The following is a 19,137-nucleotide window of genomic DNA, read 5'->3' on the forward strand; positions in this document are numbered from 1 at the left end:
TTGAGAGCCTCCACGGAAGCCGGGGCGGTTCATTCGGCGGGCACCGGGTGCCTGCCCGACCTGGGCGCCGACGCCGACGGCGTGTCCGTCCCCTTAGCGACTCCCCCCGACGTCGCGACCGCCGTGACCACAGCCCTCTCCTACGTCGGGGTCACCTCCGGCTGGGACGGACTGTGCGACCGGCTCGCGTGCCGCGCCTACGGGTACGCCTCGTCGGGGTACTTCTCGGCCGCGGACCACTGGGCCGCCATGGTGGACGCCGGCCAGGCACACCCCGCAGATCGGTGCCCACCGCTGGGGTCATTCGTGTTCTTCAACACGGGGCGCGTCTACGGGCACGTCTCCGTCATCGTGAAAACCTCACCTACCTGCGACTGGGACCACACCATGGTGACCTCAAACGGCGCATTCGACGCAGCGACCGGCAACCACGGCGGGGTATACCTGCTCTCCCTGGCCCGCCTCAACTCGTTCTATCTCGGTGGCACCGGGTATCTAGGCTGGTCAACGCCCGTCTGCCAGGGCGCACAGCTGCCACCCGGCACCCTCCACCCGATTCCGGCGGGGCGTTGAAACCAGGGCCGGAGCACCGCCCGGCGTCCGAGCGCTGACGACCGCTCGCGGCCGCCCAGATCGTTGGTCTTCGAGGACCCAGTCGGCCCCGATCGCCGAGACGTCCGGGCCACGCCCAGTGAAGCGGACCACGCACGAGGCCCCAGGGCTTCTCCGCGCCGCGGCCACTGCGAGCGCAGCCGAATGACTGCACGGTCTTGCCGATGACCGTGCGTCCATGAAGTACAGGTGCCGCTGATGTCTCTGTGGCGGCTGGGCGGTAGTGAGCGCCGCGTAGCCGTTGCCCATGGTTGGGGCGAAGCTGCAGCGGTCTGGCGAGACGGCGATGACCTTGTCCTCGATGATGTGTCGCTCAAGGCTGGGACCACGAGTGGCTGGCAGGCGTCCGCTGGGTTCGGCGCCTGATGTATGAGTGAAGCGCCTCCAGGAGCCCGTCACGGTGCCGGTCGTTGAGGTACGTCTCGCATGTGGTCGCTTGCCACGACAACGCACGCGACTCCGCGCCGCCGGACCCATCGAGGCCGTCGTGATGACCACTCGCTGAGCCTTGTGCCATCGCTCGCACCATGCACTCGATGGGTCACACGCAGCGCCCAGCGTGACGGCCGCGTCGTGCGAGGCGGTTCACGTGCTCCTCGACACCGGTACATTCGCGTCATGCCCGAAGAGGTTGCGTTCTACGAGGCGTCCGCTCAGATCCTTCCTGTGCTGTTTCTGGCCATCGTGCTGGAGCCCCGGTTCAGACCACCTGTACCGGCCGGCACCCAGCGACGGACCTCGCTTGGCCCGACTAAGGGATCGGCACGCCTTGCGGCGTTCATTGTGCAGTGGTGGCCAAGGATGACGGTCTTGGCGTTGGTTGCGGGCGAGATAATCGCGGTCGGCACTATCGCGACGGGCGAGCCGCCCCTCGACGGCGGCAAGGGGCTAGTTCTGGCGGCGTACATCGCCGCGACGCCCCAGCTCCTCATCCCGTTGCTCCCCGAGCTCCAGGCACCCGATACCGGAAAGGGAGAGTGGTGGGCTCTCGTCGCGGTGGTGGCTGTCGGGTTCCTTTCAGTCGTTGGCGGTGCCGTCTGGTTGAGCGCCTACACCAAGTAGTCGGGTCCTGCCGCGCCATCTACCTGGCACGTTTGTGGGCGTGCACGCAAACGCAGTCCTTGGGTGCGTCTCGCCGCGCCGTCGCGCAGGTTGCTGCGTGGCTCGCCAAAGGCGCCGCCTCAAGGCCGGCACCGCCCTGGTGCTGGCCACGCCGATGGGGCGAACCTGTGCACGTCCGACGACGCGGCAGCACAGTTCACACTCGACGACTACCCCAACGTCCACGGTCCCCGAGGCGCCGAATGACAGGGGCGCCGCGATCGTTCAAACGGTAGCCTAGGCTAATGCCGAAGAAGCGGAAGAAGCGCGGCGGCAAACCCCCCGCCCGCACCGACCAGCGAACAACGCGAACCACCACCCCTCAATCGGAGCCACCGGCAGCACAGACGAGCGCTCCGGCATTCACTGAGGATCCGCCTACACTAAGGCCTCGAACCCGCACCTTCGTATCGCACGCGTCAGAAGACAAGTGGTTCGTCAAGAATCTGGTCGACACACTCATTCGGTATGGTGTCGACGCGTGGTATGACGACTACGAGATCGAAGTTGGCGACAGTATTCGCGGCAAGATCAACGAAGGTCTGCTCACCAGTGACTACGGGATTGTCGTCCTAAGTCAGCACTTTTTCGCGAAAAAATGGCCCAAGCAAGAGCTGGCCGCGTTAGCCAACATCCTGTCCGACGATCGAGTCCTGCCGTTGATGCACAGGATCACACCCGCCGAAGTCGCGGGTTGGGACCCGTTGCTCTCCGACATAAAGGCACTTCGCGTCCGGGGGAACATTCGGAATGTCGTCGCGCCGATCGCCAAGAAGATCCTCGGGTCGGGCGAGAAGGAGAACGGCCGAAGCGTCTACAGGTCACAGACGATTAGCATTAGGGACGTTCCAATGAACGTCCGTGGAACCATTGAAAACGTCACGTTCGAAGACTGCGTAGTACAAGGAATAGCGCTGCTGAACGTGAACTCAGGTGTAGGCTGGGACGATTGCATCTTCAACGGCCCGGAAGTCTTCATGCCCGCACCCCATTTCGGCCCGTTCATTGGCCTTGTTGGCCTTGAAAACGTTACCTTTGTCCGGTGTCGCTTCAAAGACATCGGATTCCTAGTCCCACCTGAGTGGATCCCAAGCCTGAACGGGATGCCAACCCTGCCGCCTGGTTTCGACATCCCAGCGCACCTCCGCTGACTAGCAGGCGTGCGGCGCCTTCGCCCCTCCTCCTAGCCGAACCTCGGCAGGCTCCTCGCACGGTCATGCCGCTGACCGGGGGCTTGCGCTTGCTAGCGCGCGGACCGGTCAGAAGTGTGGCAACTCCTGGTCAGCGACTCGCGCGCGCTTCGAGTAGCGAGCCGTGAACCGGCGCCAGAGCAGCCCCGTCCAGCAGCCGACTGCGCCGAGGGAGAGCCACCACGGGATCCCGTAGCGGTCTCGAACCACCAGGCCGGCGACGACGAGTGCCACACATCCCAGGACGTACAGGTTCAACCACAGCCGTCCCTCGAGGAAGCCCCCGTAGGTGCGGGGGCGATGCTTGAACTCGAGCCCGAAAGCGTTCGGGCCAAGGGCGTCCCATACGTCCTGCGCCGCACTGATGACGTCGGGATCGTCGTCGGCGCCTGATCGCAGCACGATGGTCTGCCACGAGCTCCACGACGTCGTCGAGTCCGCGCCTTCCAGGGCTTGCAACCTGGCGACGAGGTCGTCGTCCGACGTGATCCTGCGCCGCACCAACCCACTCAGTGCCGCGTAGGACTCTTCCACCATGGCGTCGGATGCACCGTTGAGCCGTGGCCCCCGTCCCACCAGAGCTGCCGACCTGCCCAGAGCAAGTGCAGACGCGATCAGCTCATCAGCCGCGACCGGGATCTGCCACGGTCGTCGAGGCTGCACCTGCCGCATGGCATGGAGCGTAGGGACCGCCGCGGGTGTCAGGCGCTATACCGCGCACATGACGGCCGATGATCTGGCTGACCGGTGGGCTCCGACCGCACGGTCATGCCGCTGACCGGGTGGTCACTGCGTCTCCGCAGGCCTTCCCCACCACGGCGCGTCTGCCAGCACATGGGCAGGGTCAGCCACGGAGCCGCGCACTTGCTGCGACATGTCGGAACCCTTGGGAGCCAGCCCAGGGCGCCTTTCCTGAAAGCGGCGACTTCTCGTCGGCGTCCACCAACGTGCCCGCAGTGAAGGCAGTCGGGTGAACTCCTCACCGGTCTGCCAGCCCGGCCCACGGCGTCCGGCACGATGCTGTGCATGAGCGCGGTGACCGTGGTTCGGTGGCGGAGGTTCGGCAAGGACCGTCTGTACGTGAACGGGCCCGACGAGCGGCGCCTGGGCTGGTGCGATCTGCTCACCGGCGCCGTCACGGTCGAGGACCACGCCGACCGCGAAACGGTTGAGGCAGCGCTTGAGTCGTGGCGCACACTCGCGGAGGTGCCGGTTGCGGCCACGGCAACCTCACCGCCGCCGCGCGCCGCCGAAGCCGGCGTGCGCCACGAAACGCCATCGGTGCCCACGCCCGCCGCTGCCGTGTTCGGCGAGCCGAGCCTGCCGACACTCGAGCGCACCCGACCGGTCGAGCCGGAGTGGGAGGACCTTGCAGGGCGGCGCGCGGGCCAGGCGGCGCGCGAGCAGGCGCTCGCCCTGAAGGAGGCCGCGCCGGTCCGGACGTTCCTGGCGCGGGTTCTGCGGGTGCACACCGACGAGCGCGCCTGGCGCATCGGCGCCGACGGGGAGGAGAAGGTCGCCGCCCAGGTGGCCAAGCTGACCGCCAAGGACCCCCGCTGGCGGGTGCTCCACGCCGTCCCCGTCGGAGAGAACGGCTCCGACATCGACCACGTCGTCATCGGCCCGCCTGGGGTGTTCACCCTCAACGCCAAGCACCACCCAGGCGCGAAGATCTGGGTCGCCGGCAACACGTTCATGGTGAACGGGCAGAAGCAGCCGTACCTGCGCAACAGCCGGCACGAGGCACAGCGCGCAGCGAAGCTCCTTACGGCAGCGGCCGGCATCCCGCTGCACGCCGTCGGGGTCGTGGTACCCGTCGGCGCCCAGGACGTGACCATCAAGACCGAGCCCGAGGGCGTTCACGTCGTCTACCGCAAGGCACTCGTGAAGTGGCTCCAGCGACAGCCCGAGCAGCTCGACGAGGCCACCGTCGAGCGCATCTACGTTGCCGCCCGCCGCTCGACCACCTGGCAGACCGCGACCGCTCAACGCTGAGCCTGATCGGCGGAACGCCCGGGGATGCCGACCGGGCGCTCATTCCGATGACCACGCGGTCGCCACGCCGTCCTCAGCCTTCGAGTGACGGGTTGACCGCTCGATCGAGAGATGCGGCCGCTTTCGAAAGTCACCGATGCTCTGTCGCGCGGCATCCGCTCCGGGCGACGGCGTCCCCGAGGCGCTGGCGGGCGAGGTTGAAGTGTTCGTGCCACAACAGTGGCGCGTCGCCGTGGGCAAGGTGGCCGTAGGCGGCTTGCCAGGCCAGGTGCAGGGCGGCGAGCTCCTCGATGAGCTCGCCGTGCTCGATCCAGCAGGGCGGGATGGTCCGGTGGTCCATCCGGTAGCGGTCGGTGAGCCAGTCGACCCAGTCGCCGAGGAGCTCCAGCAGGTGGGCTTGCTCGTCGGGTCGTTTGGCGGTCAGGACGGTCGGCGGCGGCGCCCCGGTGGGTTGGACGACGGGAGTGGGCTCGAAGCCGTCGTCGGTGTCGTGCAGGGTCATCGGACGCTCCTTGGCTCAGCGGACTGCAACGGGCGGTGGCGTGGTCGCCAGGGTCGGGGTTGTGGCGGGCGCGGGGCTGCGGTCCAGGCGGACGGCGGTTGCAGCGACGGCGTCCAGCCACGCGGTGCGCGCTTCGGGGCCGGACGGTTCGGGGCCGAGCGCGGCGAGCCAGGTGGGGCGGTCGGTCAGGACCTGCCCGGTCAGTGCAGCGATCCGGGCGGCGATCGCGTCGTCGACCTGGGTCAGCAGGGCCCTCCCGTCGTCGTCCATGCCGTGGGTGCTCGTGTCGGGGTGGATGTCGTGGGGGTCGGGCATGTGCCGGTCGAGCCAGTCCATTGCCGCGAACCGCAGGCGGACGGCGTGGTCGAGCCCGGGCTCGTCGGAGGCCGCGGCGACCAGCTGACGCAGGACGGGGGCGACGTCGCCGGTAACGGTGTCGATTCGGCCTAGGGCCACGACAAGCGCGCCGGCGTTCGGTGAGGTCATCGCCGCCCGCGCGGCCTGAGGGTCAAGGCCGGCGTCGATCAGGGCGGTGGCCCAGCGGGTGTGCGCGGTGTCGGCGAGCAGGGTGCGGCGGATCGGCTCGAGGCGGCGCAAGGACTCGACCTGGTCCTGGCGGGCCGCGATTGTGGCGGTGGCGGACTGCTGCGCGCCGGGAGTGGTCAGGATGTCGGTCAGAAGCTGGTGGGCGTCGGTCGGGGCGTGCACGTCGGGCAGGGCGTCGCAGTCGGGGTCGATCGCGTCGATCGCCACGTAGAGGTGGTTCGCGGCCCGGCCGCGGGTCATCGCGACGTACAGGTTCTCCCGAGTCATCCCCGCGTGCGCAAGGACGTGCGCGGTGGTGGTCGTGATCCCTTGGGCGCGGTGGGTGGTGGTCGCGTACCCGTGCTCGACGTGGTCGGCGGCGTAGTCGGGTGGGACCCGCACCCTCGTCGGTGCGCCGGGGCGCTCCGCGTGCGCGCTGGTGCGGGTCAGCGTTAGTGCGGCGTCGGCGTGTACAGCGGTCACGTTCCACAGATCGCCGTTGCGGACCCACCCACCGGCCTCGGTGCGCAGACGCCGGGCGTTGGCGCGGGTCACCACCCGATCCCCAACGCCGATCTGCGCGCCGGCGCGAGTGGTGATCCCGTCAGGGGCGACAAGGCCGTCGGTGACGCGGTCGCGGTGGGCGCGCGCGTTCAGCGCGGCGACCGACGCGGCGTCGGGTGCGATCAGGACCGAGGTGATCCCACGTTCGGTGTCGGAGGTCCAGGCGGTGTAGGCGTCCTCGAGCATCGCCTCTGACGGGCCGTCGTGGATCCGCCCGTGGTCGGCGTACTCCTCCAGCACCCGCGGGTTCCCCCGGCGCAGGGCCATGGTCGCCTCGGCCTCCCAGGGGTGGATGAACCGCCACAGCGACGTCAACCGAGCCGGGCCACAGCGCTCGGCGAGCAGGGCGAACGCACCACCGGCGTCCACCGCGGACAGCTGGGCGCCGTCGCCGACCAGAAGCACCTTTGCACCGGCCGACACGGCCTGGGCCACGACGGCGTCCAGGCTGGCTGTCGAGGCCAAGGAAGCCTCGTCGACGATGACCAGCTGACCCTCGCGCATCGTCCACGAGTCGACTTGCGCGCTCAACGTGCGGATCGCCGAGTCCGCGGTCCGCGCCCTTGCCTGGTCACCCTCCGTCAGGGCGGTGGCGCGAATGGTGTGCAGGTCGGCGAGAAGGGCGGCGCGGGTGCTTGCGGCGGGCCCGCTTGACTCGTGCAGCCATTTGGCGGTGTTCTCACACGTGATGCCGAGCGCGGTGGCGAGCTGCGCCGCGGCGCTCGAGGACGGCGCTAGGCCCAGGACCGACCCGCGGCCGTGGGTCTGCTCCCACAGCCGCCGCAGCGACAAGACAGTGGTGGTCTTGCCCGACCCGGCTGGGCCGACGAGGACGTCCACCCGTCGGCCGGACGTGGCCACGGCGCGCACAGCGTGCGCCTGGTCCGCGGCGAGCCGCGGGACTCCGGCGCCAGCCGCTATCGGGATGCCTGACGCTGCGGCGGCGCGCGGAGCCGTGATGTCCTGGGTCGCGGCGAGTAGGCGGGCCTCGGCGGCCAGGACCGCCGGGTGGGTGTGGGCTTCCTCCCCGACCCGGTCGAACACCGAGGTCCCATCCGGGCGGGCGTATCGGCCCGTCACGCTCAGGATTGCAGGGGCCTCGACCGACAGGCACGAGGCCAGGACGGCATCAGTGACCCGGTCGAGCAGGGCGAGACGATCGGCGGGGGTGGCCATCGTCAGCGCCCGGGTGGTGCGGGCGACCTCGGCGTGCACGTTCCACCGGGTCCACGTCGAGCGGCGCGCCATCACCTGCGTAAGGACCGGCCCGGCGAGGTGCTCGATCACCGCGTCAGGCACCTCCACACTCGCCTGGGGTTGCACCTGTGCCTGACGCAGCACCCGCGCGGTCAGCTCCGCTGGCGTCAGGCCGGTCCGGGCGGTCGCCCGCTCACGCCAGGCGACGAGCAGCTCAGACAGCGGGCGGACCGTCTTGCCGGGGCGGGTCGCGCGGGTCACCTGAGCGCGCAGCCGCACCACCTCGACCCGGTTCGGGCCTCGGCCGTGGGCGGCGTAGAACTCGGCCAGGCGGGCGGTCATCGCCTCGTCGATCTGCGTCGTGCGCGAGGAGAACTCCGACAGCAACACCGGGTCTGTGCCGTCGAGCTCCAGTCCGATCGAGCGGCGAGGCCCCTTGAAGATCCACTCCCAACGCACCGGCAACGCCCGCGACAACGCGTCGGCGAACAGCGCGTCGTAGGTCTCCGAGGCGGCGACCACCGCGTGATGCAGTGCCCGGGAGTCCACCGACCGCCAGGCCCCATCGGTCCCGCGGACCTTGTTCGCGACCACCACGTGCGTGTGCAGGTTCGGGTCACCCGCCCGGGAGTGCCAGTGGTCGAACGCCGCGGCGATCACCCCCGCCGTGCGCTCCTGACGACACCCCGCACGCCCCGTCCGCGTGAACAAGGCCCGCTCCTCCACAAACGCCAACGTCTGCTCGACGGCAGCGCGGTGCGCCGCGTGAACAGCGGCCTGAGTGCGCCGGTCGCCCAACGCCCACAACGTCGAGACCGACTTCGGCGGGGTGAAGGTCAGATCGAACCCCGCCACCGCCTTCGGCACCGCCCGAGCCATCTCGACCTTCGTGATGGTGTCGCGCGCGGCGTGACGGGCCTCACCGGTCAGGGTCGGCGGCAGCTTGGCGACGCTCGCGGCGATCCGCTCCGCCACCGGCACAACCTTCGGATACGCGCGCCCCAGCAACGCGCCGGTGACCGGGTGGCGTCCGGCGCCGAAGAGATGCGCCATCGCCCCTTCGGTCACCACGGCGCCGGTCGCGATCCCGCCCGCGCCGGTCGCGTCGTTCAGGGAAGTCAGGCCGGAGCCGAGCCACCGCCCAGGTGGGTTGCCCGACGCGGCGTAGTACGCACCAACGGCTGCGAACCCGACCGGTCACAGTCCCCCGACGCCGTGTGCTTGAGCAGGTAGGCGTACCCCGCGCCGGCCGTCAACCGGTGCAGACCCATCACCGGCGCTCACCCCGGTCCGAAGTCCCCATACATCTCTGGGTGCGCGAAGACGACCAACATGGTTGGCGAGCACGCATCGGCGAGCGAACAGTGGCGGGCGGTAGGCCACGCACTCGGGCGTCGGTCAAGGTCGCAGATGCCCGCCGGGTTAGCCGACAACTCGGCCGTCGTCTCGGCCGTCGTCGTCCAGGGCCTACCCGATCGGGTGATCGGGCCAGTGTCGACAGGGGGACCCGCCGGCCCCTACGTTGATGATCACCTTGAGGTCGGGCCCGGAAGGGGCGCACTGAAATGGACGACCACCGAGCTCCGATCACTCCCGTGCACAAGACCCTTCTGAACTCCACGACCTGGGGAAACCTGATCCACGCAGGTCAACGCAGCGACTGGTACGGCGTGGCGCTCGCCCGCATCCTGTTGCTCCTTGGAGGCGGCGAAGTTCGGTACACGACCGGGCGGTTTGATGGTGACGCGGAGCGCTACGAGGGCGACATCTACGTCTTCACCGACGAGACCGTGATCACCGCATCCGTCGGAGGGACGGACTACGCCTGGCCTGAACGCTTCGACGTCGAGTCGGCGCCGAGGCGGTCGCTTCGTTCCATCGAGGCCGAGACGGGAGACTCCATCTTCGGACCCGAAGTCAGCTACGCGGGATGGCCGCCGGCCGATGTGAAGGTCACGGCGGTGTACGAGAGCGGACGCCGACTGGACCTGCCCTTGGAGCCTGGCTCGAGCGAGACGAGGGCTGCCCTCGCGGAGTTCCTCCCGTCGCTGCTGGCCGACCTCAGCGCCGGCAAGCGGTAGGCGCCCCCAGGTGGACGCCAGCGTTTGGGCAGCCTGGGCTGGCGCAGCTGTCTCGGCCGCAGGTGCCGGGATCGTCCTGTGGGTCCGGTGGCGTGACCGGCCCGAAGTGACGTGGCACTTCGGGCTCGACGGTCTCGCTGGCTCACGCGCCACCACCGCCAAGTTCCGCAAGCAGGGCCGGGACCCATACCGGCTGGTACGCCTCACCAACGTCGGTGACGGCGCCGCCTACGCCGTAACCGTCGCGGGCCTGACCGACTCCGTCGACACAAGCCTGTTCGAGCTCGACGCGAGCGACGTGCGTGGCTTCACCACCCCGCCGATCGCAGGCCGAGTTGCTCCCAACGACTACCTTCTCGCGCTCACCTGGGTCACGCCCGACCAAACAGAGGGCGACGTCGGGATGCGCGTCGAGTGGACCGAGGGACCCGTCCGCCACCGCCGTCACAGGTCTCAAACGCTCGTCTTGGCAGGCAATCCTCCCGGGCCGCAGCCGGCAATCGCGATCTCCGCGAGGCCGGACGTGGCACCGGGAGCAACACCGAGCCCGCGCACCTTGCCCTGGCGACGCCGTCGACAGACCGGCGGCGACTAGCCAGCTCCCTCACGGCTGCCGCCGACGCTCCGTGAGTTAGTCACGGAGCTGCTGCGGCGTCGTGGCAGCACCAGCACCACGCGTCGCCGACGCCAGCGCCGCCTCGAGCTGACGAGCAACGCCGCGATCGCCGACCCCAGTGTCGAGCGCCGGGAAGTCCAGACGCTTGGCGAGCACGAGGAACGCCTGCCCGAGTCGTGCTGTCGAGCCGGCTGACCTCCTCGAGCGCCCGGGCCGTCTCGGCGCACACCGCGCCGCCCTGGTGCAGAGCGTCCGCCGGGCTCCGGAGCCGCGACCGGCAGCGCCTTCACGTCCGCGAGCGCGTCCGCCTTGCCCTTCCGCTTCCGGCACCGGTCCGAGCAGTAGCGCGCCTTCGCGTGCCGCGCTCGAAGACCTTGCCGCAGGCGCGGCGTGACGTCCACGGGGCATCACCGTCCTGGCCGATCCCGGATCGTGGGCACCGCGGAGGGAGCATGGGGATCACGGGCGGGGTCACCTGGTGATCGCGGCAAGAGAGTGCCTGGCCCCCGGGTGGCCCCCGACCGGTCCGGCCCTGTCGGCGACCAGGCGTCATCGCTACCGTGCGGATCATGGGCATTGGACGTGCATGGCGAGAGGGCCGTGAGTTCCGGCGGGCTGCTGCGGCGGCCGGTCTCGATCGGCACCTGTCCGACGAGGAGAGCGTCGTGCTGATGAATAAGTGGGCCGAGATCCGAGAGCGCACGGGTGTGCAGGTCTCTGCCGAGGTGTTCATCGCCCGTTTCCTCGAGGCGAGCGACCGCTAGGGACGGACGGATGGGCGCACGCCCCGCTCCGTTGGACACATGGTCGCGCCGCGACTCAAATGGCATCGATCTCCACAAGTGCCAGAGGTGTTCCGGACATTCGATCTTCGTCGCCTGGCCCACATCGGCCCGCGGCCGACGCGGTCTACCCACAGCCCCTACGGCGTGTTGAGAATCGGCTCGATGACGGCCAGCACAGCTCCGATGACCATGAACGGACCGAAGGCGAGACGGTCCTGCACTGTCGCCCGCCGAGTCGCGACCAGCACGGCGGCCGTCAAGCCGGCAAGCACAAACGTCATCACCGTGGCAAGCACCACCCGGTCCCAGCCGAACCATCCGGTGAGCAGCCCGACGATCGCCGCGAGCTTGACGTCACCGAAGCCCAATTCGCCGACCGCGATCCAGGCGACGAGGAAGTAACCGGTGAAGAGGGCAGCGCCCGCAGTCGCTGAGCGCAGAAGACCTCCCGGCTCCGACGCCGCGAGAGCGGCCGCGACGAGAGGCAGTACGACTCCCGCGGACAGCGTGAGCAAGAGCTTGGACGGAAGCCGGTGCGTGCGGACGTCGATGACGCTCGCAGCGCCGCCGACCACCACGAACCAGAGCAGGGCGACAACCACCGCGGCGTCCCCAATTCGCTCGCCACTCATGGCGGCCATGGTGCGCGCCGGGCGCGCGGGCGTCAGTACGGCGCAGCAAGGTTGTGTGAGGCGCGAGTCCTGAGCCGTACCTGTGGACAGCGAAGGGAGACCTCGCCTCATGGGCCACTCGACGAGAGGCTTCGGCTGCCGGTAGCGCCAAGGTCGAGATGCTCCTCCATGCCGGACCCAGCGGGGTCTGCCCTCTGGTCGCCATCACCCACCTGCTCGCGATCGGTCCTCCGCGAGGGAGAAGGTCGTGAGCGTGGGCGGGTCCGGACCGCCGAGGCCATGAGATCGAGGCACCGCCGGGCTGGCGAGGCGTGTGGTCGCTGAAGTCGGCATGTCGCGGTTGGCCGTGCAGGTGGCAGCGATGAGCTCGTGTGCCGAGACCCGGTCGTCGCCCCTCAGAAGACAGACGATGAAGGTTCGATGAAGGCTGGTGCGACGGGAACAGCCGGCGCGGCATTCTGGTTCCCACGGGTACCCCCCAGGGGTATCGAGAGAAGTAGGTGATGAGCGAGCACCAGCACCACCACGGGCAGGACGAACACAACGGTCAACCGCATGCCGACCACGGTGTGACCGCGGCGTCGACGGTGGAAGACAGCACGCGTACCGCCCCAGTTGGGTCGGAGACGGACAGCCCGCCGCGCACCGACGGACACCACGCACACCACGGCACCGCCACGGGGCATGCGGCGGCGGGCCACGAGGCGGGCGCCATGGCTGCGCACGCCGGCCATGGAGACACCGGCCACGGGGATCACGCAGCGACGTTCCGCGACCGGTTCTGGGTCAGCCTGGCGCTGGCGGTCCCGGTCGTGGTCTTCAGCCACATGTTCGCCGATCTCCTGGGCTACACCCCGCCCACCTTCCCGGGCTCAGCCTGGATCTCGCCGGTGCTCGGCACGGTGGTGTACCTGTACGGCGGGTGGCCGTTCCTCACCGGCGCGGTCACCGAGGTCCGCGCCCGCAAGCCGGGGATGATGCTGCTGGTCGCCACGGCGATCACCGTCGCCTTCGTCGCGTCGTGGGCCACCACCCTCGGCGCGGCCATGGCGCTGGACTTCTGGTGGGAGCTGGCGCTCCTGGTCGTCATCATGCTGCTCGGCCACTGGCTCGAGATGCGCGCCCTCGGCGCCGCGTCAGGCGCTCTGGACGCCCTGGCTGCCCTGCTGCCCGACCTCGCCGAGAAGGTCTCCGAGACCGGCACCGTTGAGGTGCCACTCGACCAGCTGCGCACGGGGGACGTCGTCTTGGTTCGCGCCGGCGGCCGCGTCCCGGCGGACGGGGTCGTCGTCGACGGCGCCGCGCACCTGGACGAGGCCATGATCACGGGCGAGTCCAAGGCCGTGCGCCGCGGCGTCGGCGACCAGGTCGTGGCTGGGACGGTCTCGACCGACTCCACCATCCGCGTCCGGGTCACCGCGGTCGGCGCCGACACCGCGCTGGCCGGCATCCAGCGCCTGGTAGCCGACGCGCAGGCATCGAGCTCGCGCGCGCAGGCGTTGGCCGACCGCGCGGCCGGGTTCCTGTTCTGGTTCGCCCTGGTCGCCGGTGTGCTCACGTTCATCGTCTGGGCCGCACTCGGCGACATGCCCGACGCCGTCGAGCGCACCGTGACGGTCCTGGTCATCGCCTGCCCCCACGCCTTGGGTTTGGCGATCCCGCTCGTGATCGCGATCTCCACCGAGCGCGCCGCCCGCGCCGGCCTGCTGGTCAAGGACCGCCTGGCCCTGGAGCGGATGCGCACCGTCGACACCGTCCTGTTCGACAAGACCGGCACCCTGACCGTCGGACGCCCGACAGTCACCGACGTGTCCGCGGTGCCTGGCGAGGACCGCGACGCGCTGCTCGCCCTCGCGGCGGCGGTCGAGTCCGACAGCGAGCACCCGGTAGCACGCGCGATCGTCAGCGCCGGCGCCAGCTCGGCCCGCCCGCAGGTGTCGGACTTCGCAGTCCTGCCCGGTCGTGGGGTGCGTGCCGTCGTCGAGGGACTTCAGGTGCACGTCGGTGGACCGGCGCTCCTCGCCGAGCTCGGCGCGACCGTTCCCGCCGACCTTGAGGCCGCGGCCCGTCCGTGGGCCCAGCGAGGCGCGTCCGTCCTGCACGTCGTCCGTGACGGTCAGGTGCTCGGCGCGATCGCCGTGGAGGACGCGGTCCGACCCGAGTCGCGGGAGGCGGTCGCCGCCCTGCGGCGCCGCGGCGTGCACGTGGCCATGGTCACCGGTGACGCGCAGAACGTCGCCGACGCGGTCGCCGCCGACCTGGGCATCGACGAGGTCTTCGCCCAGGTGTTGCCCGCTGACAAGGACAAGAAGGTCGCCGAGCTGCAGGCGCGCGGCCGCCGGGTCGCCATGCTCGGCGACGGTGTCAACGACGCCCCAGCCCTGGCACGCGCCGAGGTCGGCATCGCGATCGGCGCGGGGACCGACGTGGCGGTGGAGTCCGCAGGGGTAGTTCTAGCCTCCGACGATCCGCGTGGGGTGCTGTCGGTGATCGAGCTGTCGCAGGCGTCTTACCGCAAGATGTGGCAGAACCTGGCCTGGGCAACCGGGTACAACCTCATCGCCGTCCCGCTCGCTGCCGGTGTCCTTGCCGGGATCGGGTTCGTCCTGTCTCCGGCCGTCGGAGCGGTGCTCATGTCGGTGTCCACGATCGTCGTGGCGCTTAACGCCCAGCTCCTGCGTCGGCTGGACCTGGATCCGGCGGCGGTCGCGACCCGCTGACCCGACGCACGATGGCCCGCCACCGACAGGGGCGGGCCATCGTGCTGCGCGGGGGGACGGCTACGCGGTGTGGACGTGCGCGTCGTCCTGTGCAGGCGCGGATCGGTCGATCACCAGCTCATCCAGCGGCGCCGGTGGTCGGCCCGCGCCCGGTCCGCCGGCACGCAACCAGGTCGCCAGGGCGTCGGTCGCGTCGTCGCCGGCGAGCCGTTCGAACCAGACCGGCGCGACCCCGGCACGTCGGCAATGCGCGGTCGGACGGGCGACGACGACGTCGCCGCGTTCACACTCGTCCAGGCACTCGACGAAGGTCAGGCGCGCGACGCCCTCGTCTGCGAGGCGGCGCAGTCGCTCCGCTTGACCGCCGGGCAACGGGTCGATGCCGACCAGGGTTTCCCCGGCGCACAGGCTGCACGCCGTCAGGCCCGGCACCTCTGCCGCGCCTGACGCAGCCCGCTGGTTATCGGGCGCTCTCACTTGTGCACCGGGGCGGGAGTGATGACGACCTCGCCCACGTTGGGCAGCACGGCGCGCACACGCTGCTCGGCGTCACGAGTGATGGCCGCGGCCGCAGCCAGCGGCGCGGTGGCGCAGGTCCCGATCGTCGCGTCGACGTGCAGGTGGTGTCCCACCCACCTGGCGCGGATCCGGTCGACCTCCTCCACCCCCGGGGCGGCGGCCAGTGCAGCGCGGGCGTCCTGGATCAGGCCGGGATCGACGCCGTCCATGAGGCGTCCGACGACATCCCGGAGGGTCCCGCGCAGCAGCACCAGGATCATGGCGGTGATGAGCAGACCGACGAGCGGGTCGGCCAGCGGGAACCCGGCTGCGACGCCGAGCGCGCCCGCGAGCACGGCCAGGGACGTCAGCCCGTCAGTGCGGGCGTGCACGCCGTCAGCAACCAGAGCGGCCGAGCCGATGCGCCGTCCGACCCGGATGCGGTAGACCGCCACCGCCTCGTTGCCGGCGAACCCGACGAGGCCGGCGGCCGCGACCCACCAAACCTGCTCGATGGCCACCGGGTCGACCAGGCGGCGGACCGACTGCGCGCCGGCGACCACGGCGGACAGGGCGATCATGGCGACGATGAACAGGCCGGCGAGGTCCTCGGCGCGCCCGTACCCGTAAGTGAACCGGGTGGTCGGTGCACGCCGGCCGAGCGCGAACGCCAGCCACAGCGGGAGGGCGGTCAGGGCATCGGAGGCGTTGTGGACGGTGTCGGCCAGCAGCGCCACCGACCCGGTGACAGCGACGATCGCGAGCTGGACCAGGGCCGTCAGACCCAGGCCTACCAGGCTGACCTTGACCGCCCGGATGCCCGCGGCGCTGCTCTCCAGGGCGCCGTCGATGGAGTCGGCCGGGTCGTGCGAATGCGGGGAGAACAGCCCGCGGAGCACGCCTCGTAGACCGCCGTGATGGTCGTGCCCGTGATGGTCAGGGCCGTGGTCGTGGTCGTGGTGCTCGTCGATCGCGTGACCGGCGTGGTGGTGGCCGGTCACGCGTCGGCCTGCCCGGCGATCAGACGCGGGCGATGGTGGGCGGGGTGGTCGGAGGCGACGTGCTCGGCGTTGTACACCGCGTCGGTGACCAGCTGCTCGACGTGGTCGTTGGCCGGCCGGTAGTACACGCTCGTGCCGACCCGACGGGTCTGCACCAGCCGTGCCAGGCGCAGCTTGGCCAGGTGCTGGGAGACCGTGGGACCCGGCTTGCCGGTGTGAACGATGAGCTCGTTCACCGACATCTCCCGGCCCACCAGGGCCCACAGCAGCCGAACCCTGGTCGGGTCGGCGAGCATCCGGAACACCTCGGCGGCGAGCTCGGCCTGGTCCTCCTCGAGCGGCGTCTGCTCGCTATCTGCACGCATGCGCAGATGTTACTTTAATAATGCTGGTGCACCGCGCCGGGGCCACCGCGGAGGTCACGCGATCGCCCCGGCTTGAATGTTCACAGCTTGCCGAGCATCTCCTGCATCTCGTCGATCTCCGCGGTCTGGGCGTCGATGATCGCTCGAGCCAGGTTCAGTGCGTCAGGGCTGGCCCCGTCCTCGAGCTGCTCCTCGGCCATCTCGATCGCGCCCTGGTGGTGGGCGGTCATCAGGTCGAGGAACGACCGGTCGAAGTCGACGCCCTCGAGCTGCTCGAGGGACGCCATGGCTCCCTCTTGGTCCATGCCCTCCATGTCCATCCCCCCGTGGTCCATCGCGTCGGACTGCTCCTCTCCCCAGGCTTCCAGCCATCCGGACATCTGCTGGATCTCGGGGTCCTGCGCGTCGTAGATCCGCTGTGCGAGGTCGCGGACGTCGTCGGTGCTGGCCTTGTCCAGCGCGAGCTCAGCCATCTCCAGGGCGCCCTGGTGGTGCACGATCATCATCTGGGCGAACTCGGTGTCCGCGTCGTTGTGCTCGTCTGCCGCCTCGGTAGCGGCGTCCTGCTCGGTCGCGGTCGCGGTCCCGTCGGTGGGCTGCCCCGCCGGTTCGTCAGCGCCGGAGCACGCGGCGACCGTCAGGGCGAGGGCCACGGCCGCGGTCGTGGCGGTCAGGCGGCGGGTGGTGGTGCGCATGAGGTCCTTCCCTAGGAGTGGGTCGTGGTGGTGCGGTCAGTCGGTGCTAGTCGCTCATCGGACACCTCACTGTCGGTAGCCGGCTCTGTACGCACGCTGGCCGTTGGGTCAAGGTTCGATGAAGGTCGCCGCGCGGGCCGGGCGCGGGGACCGCTCGCGAGCGGCGCCAGACAAGATGGGTCCTGTGAGCACCGCGTCCGCCCCGCCTGCCCGCAGTGCTGTCGTCGTGGACGACGAGGAGCCACTGGCCCGACTGGTCGCCGGCTACCTCGAGCGTGAGGGGTACACCACGACCCTGTGCCACGACGGCGCCCGTGCCATCGCCCTGCTGCGGGAGGTCGGCCCGGACCTGGTGATCCTGGACCTCGGCCTGCCCGGGCTGGACGGGGTGGAGGTGTGCCGGCAGCTGCGGACGTTCTCCGACTGCTACGTCGTGATGCTCACGGCACGCACCGACGAGGTCGACACCCTCATCGGTCTGTCCGTGGGCGCCGACGACTACCTGACCAAGCCGTTCAGCCCGCGCGAGCTCATGGCCCGCGTCGCGGCCCTCATGCGACGGCCACGACGTGCGGCCTCGGTCGCCGCCGCCCCGCCGGCGGCGCCCGCACTGGAGGTCGGCGACCTGAGCATCGACGTCGACGCGCGCGAGGTGCACCGCGACGGGCATCTGGTGGCGCTGACTCGCACCGAGTTCGACGTCATCGCTGCGATGGCGGCCAGGCCAGGGCGGGTGTTCAGCCGACGCGCCCTCATCGACACCGTCTGGGGGCCGGGGTGGGTCGGGGACGAGCACTTGGTCGACGTCCACGTGCTGCACGTGCGCCAGAAGCTCGGCGACACCGCCGACGCCCAGCGGTACATCCGCACCGTTCGCGGCGTCGGCTACCGCATCGGGACCGGCGCATGACCGCGGCCGGCGAGACGCGTCCCGCGGGGGCGGCGTGGGGCCTGGGTGCCCGGCTGCTCGCCGGCCTGGTCATCGTGCTGGCGACGGCCGCTGTCACGGCGTGGCTGGTCGCGTCCGCCGTCGGGCCGGGTGTGTTCCACGACCACATGCTCCGCGCCGGGCTGGAGGACCACGACGCCGCGGTCGTCCACGCCGAGCAGGCGTTCCAGGACGCCAGCACGATGTCCCTCGCGCTGGCCATGGGTGCCGCCGCCCTCGCTGCCGCGGCAGTCAGCCTGGTCCTGACCCGCCGCATCGGCCGTTCCCTCGCCGCGGTCTCCACCGCAGCGGCCCGGGTCGGGGCCGGCGCCTACGAGTCCCGGGTGCCCGACCCGGGGCTGGGCGCTGAGTTCGACGACCTCGCGCGGTCCTTCAACGCGATGGCTGACCGGCTGCACGAGGCCGACCGGCTACGCGCACGCCTGCTGGCGGACGTCGCCCACGAGGTCCGCACCCCGGTCGCGACCATCACCGGGTACCTCGAGGCGGTTGAGGACGGCATCCAACCTCTCGACGAGACGACGATCGCCGTCCTGCGGGAACAGGCCACACGCCTCACGCGCCTGGCCCGAGACCTCGCCGCCGTCACGCACGCCGAAGCCGGCGACCTCACTCTGGACCTGGCGATCGTGCCGGCCCCCGACCTGCTGCGCGCGGCGACTGCCGCGGCCGGGGAACGCGCCGCGGCCGCCGGCGTCAGCCTCGTACTGGACGTCGCCGAGGGCGTGCCGCCGGTCTTCGTGGACCGCACCCGCATCGCGCAAGTGCTCGACAACCTCGTGGCGAACGCGGTCCGTCACACCCCGCCCGGCGGCACCATCGTGCTGTCGGCGGAGCCGGCCGCGGACGGTCAGGTGGCGTTCGTCGTCACCGACACCGGGGAGGGCATTGCGGCCGAGCACCTGCCGCACCTCTTCGAGCGCTTCTACCGAGCCGACACCGCCCGGGACCGAACCCGCGGCGGATCGGGCATCGGCCTGGCGATCAGCAAGGCGCTGACGCTCGCCCACGGCGGCAGGATCTCGGTGACCAGCGACGGCGTCGGCCACGGCGCCACGTTCACCATCACCCTGCCGGCAGCCTGAGACCCACCGCGGGCACCGTCGCGC

General features: G+C 70.6%; 18 protein-coding genes and 1 pseudogene. 10 read left to right on the forward strand and 9 right to left on the reverse strand.

What is annotated here, in order from left to right:
• The 3 genes from ICW40_RS13500 to ICW40_RS13510 all read left to right on the forward strand — a co-directional run.
• On the forward strand, nt 1-573 hold a 573-nt coding region (locus ICW40_RS13500; RefSeq protein WP_221654538.1), incomplete at its 5' end, for a hypothetical protein.
• A 657-nt stretch (nt 574-1,230) separates the two neighbouring features.
• Entirely contained in the window at nt 1,231-1,674 is a 444-nt protein-coding gene (locus tag ICW40_RS13505) for a hypothetical protein (RefSeq protein WP_221654539.1), read from the forward strand.
• A gap of 284 nt (nt 1,675-1,958) precedes the next feature.
• Nucleotides 1,959-2,864: a toll/interleukin-1 receptor domain-containing protein gene (locus tag ICW40_RS13510; RefSeq protein WP_221654540.1), complete on the forward strand. Its 906-nt coding sequence runs from the start codon at nt 1,959-1,961 to the stop codon at nt 2,862-2,864.
• Between the two features lie 108 nt (nt 2,865-2,972).
• Here the strand turns inward: ICW40_RS13510 and ICW40_RS13515 are convergent, their stop codons facing one another.
• Nucleotides 2,973-3,575 (reverse strand): hypothetical protein, encoded by a 603-nt coding sequence (locus tag ICW40_RS13515; protein WP_221654541.1) that lies wholly within the window; start codon nt 3,573-3,575, stop codon nt 2,973-2,975.
• Between the two features lie 354 nt (nt 3,576-3,929).
• Here ICW40_RS13515 and ICW40_RS13520 point away from each other — a divergent pair, with 354 nt between their 5' ends.
• Nucleotides 3,930-4,898, forward strand: a complete 969-nt coding sequence (locus tag ICW40_RS13520) for a nuclease-related domain-containing protein (RefSeq protein ID WP_221654542.1) — start codon at nt 3,930-3,932, stop codon at nt 4,896-4,898.
• A 130-nt stretch (nt 4,899-5,028) separates the two neighbouring features.
• Here ICW40_RS13520 and ICW40_RS13525 read toward each other — a convergent pair whose 3' ends face one another.
• The 3 genes and pseudogenes from ICW40_RS13525 to mobF form a co-directional block, all read right to left on the reverse strand.
• The gene (locus ICW40_RS13525; protein ID WP_221654543.1) at nt 5,029-5,400 is read right to left on the reverse strand and encodes a hypothetical protein; all 372 of its coding nucleotides are present in this window, start codon (nt 5,398-5,400) and stop codon (nt 5,029-5,031) included.
• 15 nt (nt 5,401-5,415) lie between these two features.
• Nucleotides 5,416-7,737, reverse strand: a complete 2,322-nt coding sequence (locus tag ICW40_RS13530) for an ATP-dependent DNA helicase (RefSeq protein WP_308121799.1) — start codon at nt 7,735-7,737, stop codon at nt 5,416-5,418.
• A gap of 141 nt (nt 7,738-7,878) precedes the next feature.
• Nucleotides 7,879-8,850, reverse strand: a pseudogene (mobF, locus tag ICW40_RS21085) (MobF family relaxase); the annotation flags it as partial.
• 431 nt (nt 8,851-9,281) lie between these two features.
• Between mobF and ICW40_RS13535 the strand changes: the two are divergent.
• The 3 genes from ICW40_RS13535 (at nt 9,282) to ICW40_RS13545 (ending at nt 11,147) form a co-directional block, all read left to right on the forward strand.
• The gene (locus ICW40_RS13535; protein WP_221654545.1) at nt 9,282-9,767 is read left to right on the forward strand and encodes a hypothetical protein; all 486 of its coding nucleotides are present in this window, start codon (nt 9,282-9,284) and stop codon (nt 9,765-9,767) included.
• A 10-nt stretch (nt 9,768-9,777) separates the two neighbouring features.
• Nucleotides 9,778-10,362, forward strand: coding sequence for a hypothetical protein (locus ICW40_RS13540; protein ID WP_221654546.1), 585 nt, complete (start codon nt 9,778-9,780; stop codon nt 10,360-10,362).
• A gap of 590 nt (nt 10,363-10,952) precedes the next feature.
• A complete protein-coding gene (locus ICW40_RS13545) occupies nt 10,953-11,147 on the forward strand; it encodes a hypothetical protein (RefSeq protein WP_221654547.1) in 195 nt (64 codons plus the stop codon).
• A 158-nt stretch (nt 11,148-11,305) separates the two neighbouring features.
• Here ICW40_RS13545 and ICW40_RS13550 read toward each other — a convergent pair whose 3' ends face one another.
• Entirely contained in the window at nt 11,306-11,800 is a 495-nt protein-coding gene (locus ICW40_RS13550; protein ID WP_221654548.1) for a prepilin peptidase, read from the reverse strand.
• Between the two features lie 503 nt (nt 11,801-12,303).
• On the opposite strand from ICW40_RS13550, the gene ICW40_RS13555 reads away from it, so the two are divergent.
• On the forward strand, nt 12,304-14,520 hold the full coding sequence (locus ICW40_RS13555) for a heavy metal translocating P-type ATPase (RefSeq protein WP_374199159.1): 2,217 nt from the start codon (nt 12,304-12,306) through the stop codon (nt 14,518-14,520).
• A gap of 60 nt (nt 14,521-14,580) precedes the next feature.
• On the opposite strand, the gene ICW40_RS13560 is transcribed toward ICW40_RS13555, so the two are convergent.
• From ICW40_RS13560 to ICW40_RS13575, 4 genes are all read right to left on the reverse strand, one after another.
• Complete coding sequence (locus tag ICW40_RS13560) at nt 14,581-14,952, reverse strand: hypothetical protein (RefSeq protein WP_221654550.1); 372 nt, start codon at nt 14,950-14,952, stop codon at nt 14,581-14,583.
• 41 nt (nt 14,953-14,993) lie between these two features.
• Nucleotides 14,994-15,917, reverse strand: a complete 924-nt coding sequence (locus ICW40_RS13565; RefSeq protein WP_374199160.1) for a cation diffusion facilitator family transporter — start codon at nt 15,915-15,917, stop codon at nt 14,994-14,996.
• Between the two features lie 98 nt (nt 15,918-16,015).
• Nucleotides 16,016-16,384, reverse strand: coding sequence for an ArsR/SmtB family transcription factor (locus tag ICW40_RS13570; protein WP_221654551.1), 369 nt, complete (start codon nt 16,382-16,384; stop codon nt 16,016-16,018).
• Between the two features lie 80 nt (nt 16,385-16,464).
• A complete protein-coding gene (locus ICW40_RS13575; RefSeq protein ID WP_221654552.1) occupies nt 16,465-17,079 on the reverse strand; it encodes a DUF305 domain-containing protein in 615 nt (204 codons plus the stop codon).
• Nucleotides 17,080-17,254: 175 nt separating this feature from the next.
• On the opposite strand from ICW40_RS13575, the gene ICW40_RS13580 reads away from it, so the two are divergent.
• Together ICW40_RS13580 and ICW40_RS13585 are read left to right on the forward strand one after the other, a co-directional pair.
• A complete protein-coding gene (locus tag ICW40_RS13580) occupies nt 17,255-17,989 on the forward strand; it encodes a response regulator transcription factor (protein WP_221654566.1) in 735 nt (244 codons plus the stop codon).
• A complete protein-coding gene (locus tag ICW40_RS13585; protein WP_221654553.1) occupies nt 17,986-19,113 on the forward strand; it encodes a HAMP domain-containing sensor histidine kinase in 1,128 nt (375 codons plus the stop codon). The genes ICW40_RS13580 and ICW40_RS13585 overlap by 4 nt, the downstream gene beginning before the upstream one ends.
• Nucleotides 19,114-19,137 lie beyond the last annotated feature (24 nt).

It is taken from the genome of Actinotalea ferrariae, from assembly GCF_019733465.1.
GTDB lineage: Bacteria > Actinomycetota > Actinomycetes > Actinomycetales > Cellulomonadaceae > Actinotalea > Actinotalea ferrariae_A.

Bases quoted from the DNA above. Each gene is read 5' to 3' on its own strand.
- ICW40_RS13505 (WP_221654539.1), top strand. From the start codon at position 1,231: ATGCCCGAAGAGGTTGCGTTCTACGAGGCGTCCGCTCAGATCCTTCCT.
- ICW40_RS13510 (WP_221654540.1), top strand. From the start codon at position 1,959: ATGCCGAAGAAGCGGAAGAAGCGCGGCGGCAAACCCCCCGCCCGCACC.
- ICW40_RS13515 (WP_221654541.1), bottom strand. From the start codon at position 3,575: ATGCGGCAGGTGCAGCCTCGACGACCGTGGCAGATCCCGGTCGCGGCT.
- ICW40_RS13520 (WP_221654542.1), top strand. From the start codon at position 3,930: ATGAGCGCGGTGACCGTGGTTCGGTGGCGGAGGTTCGGCAAGGACCGT.
- ICW40_RS13525 (WP_221654543.1), bottom strand. From the start codon at position 5,400: ATGACCCTGCACGACACCGACGACGGCTTCGAGCCCACTCCCGTCGTC.
- ICW40_RS13530 (WP_308121799.1), bottom strand. From the start codon at position 7,737: ATGGCGCGCCGCTCGACGTGGACCCGGTGGAACGTGCACGCCGAGGTC.
- ICW40_RS13545 (WP_221654547.1), top strand. From the start codon at position 10,953: ATGGGCATTGGACGTGCATGGCGAGAGGGCCGTGAGTTCCGGCGGGCT.
- ICW40_RS13550 (WP_221654548.1), bottom strand. From the start codon at position 11,800: ATGAGTGGCGAGCGAATTGGGGACGCCGCGGTGGTTGTCGCCCTGCTC.
- ICW40_RS13555 (WP_374199159.1), top strand. From the start codon at position 12,304: ATGAGCGAGCACCAGCACCACCACGGGCAGGACGAACACAACGGTCAA.
- ICW40_RS13570 (WP_221654551.1), bottom strand. From the start codon at position 16,384: ATGCGTGCAGATAGCGAGCAGACGCCGCTCGAGGAGGACCAGGCCGAG.
- ICW40_RS13575 (WP_221654552.1), bottom strand. From the start codon at position 17,079: ATGCGCACCACCACCCGCCGCCTGACCGCCACGACCGCGGCCGTGGCC.
- ICW40_RS13580 (WP_221654566.1), top strand. From the start codon at position 17,255: ATGGGTCCTGTGAGCACCGCGTCCGCCCCGCCTGCCCGCAGTGCTGTC.
- ICW40_RS13585 (WP_221654553.1), top strand. From the start codon at position 17,986: ATGACCGCGGCCGGCGAGACGCGTCCCGCGGGGGCGGCGTGGGGCCTG.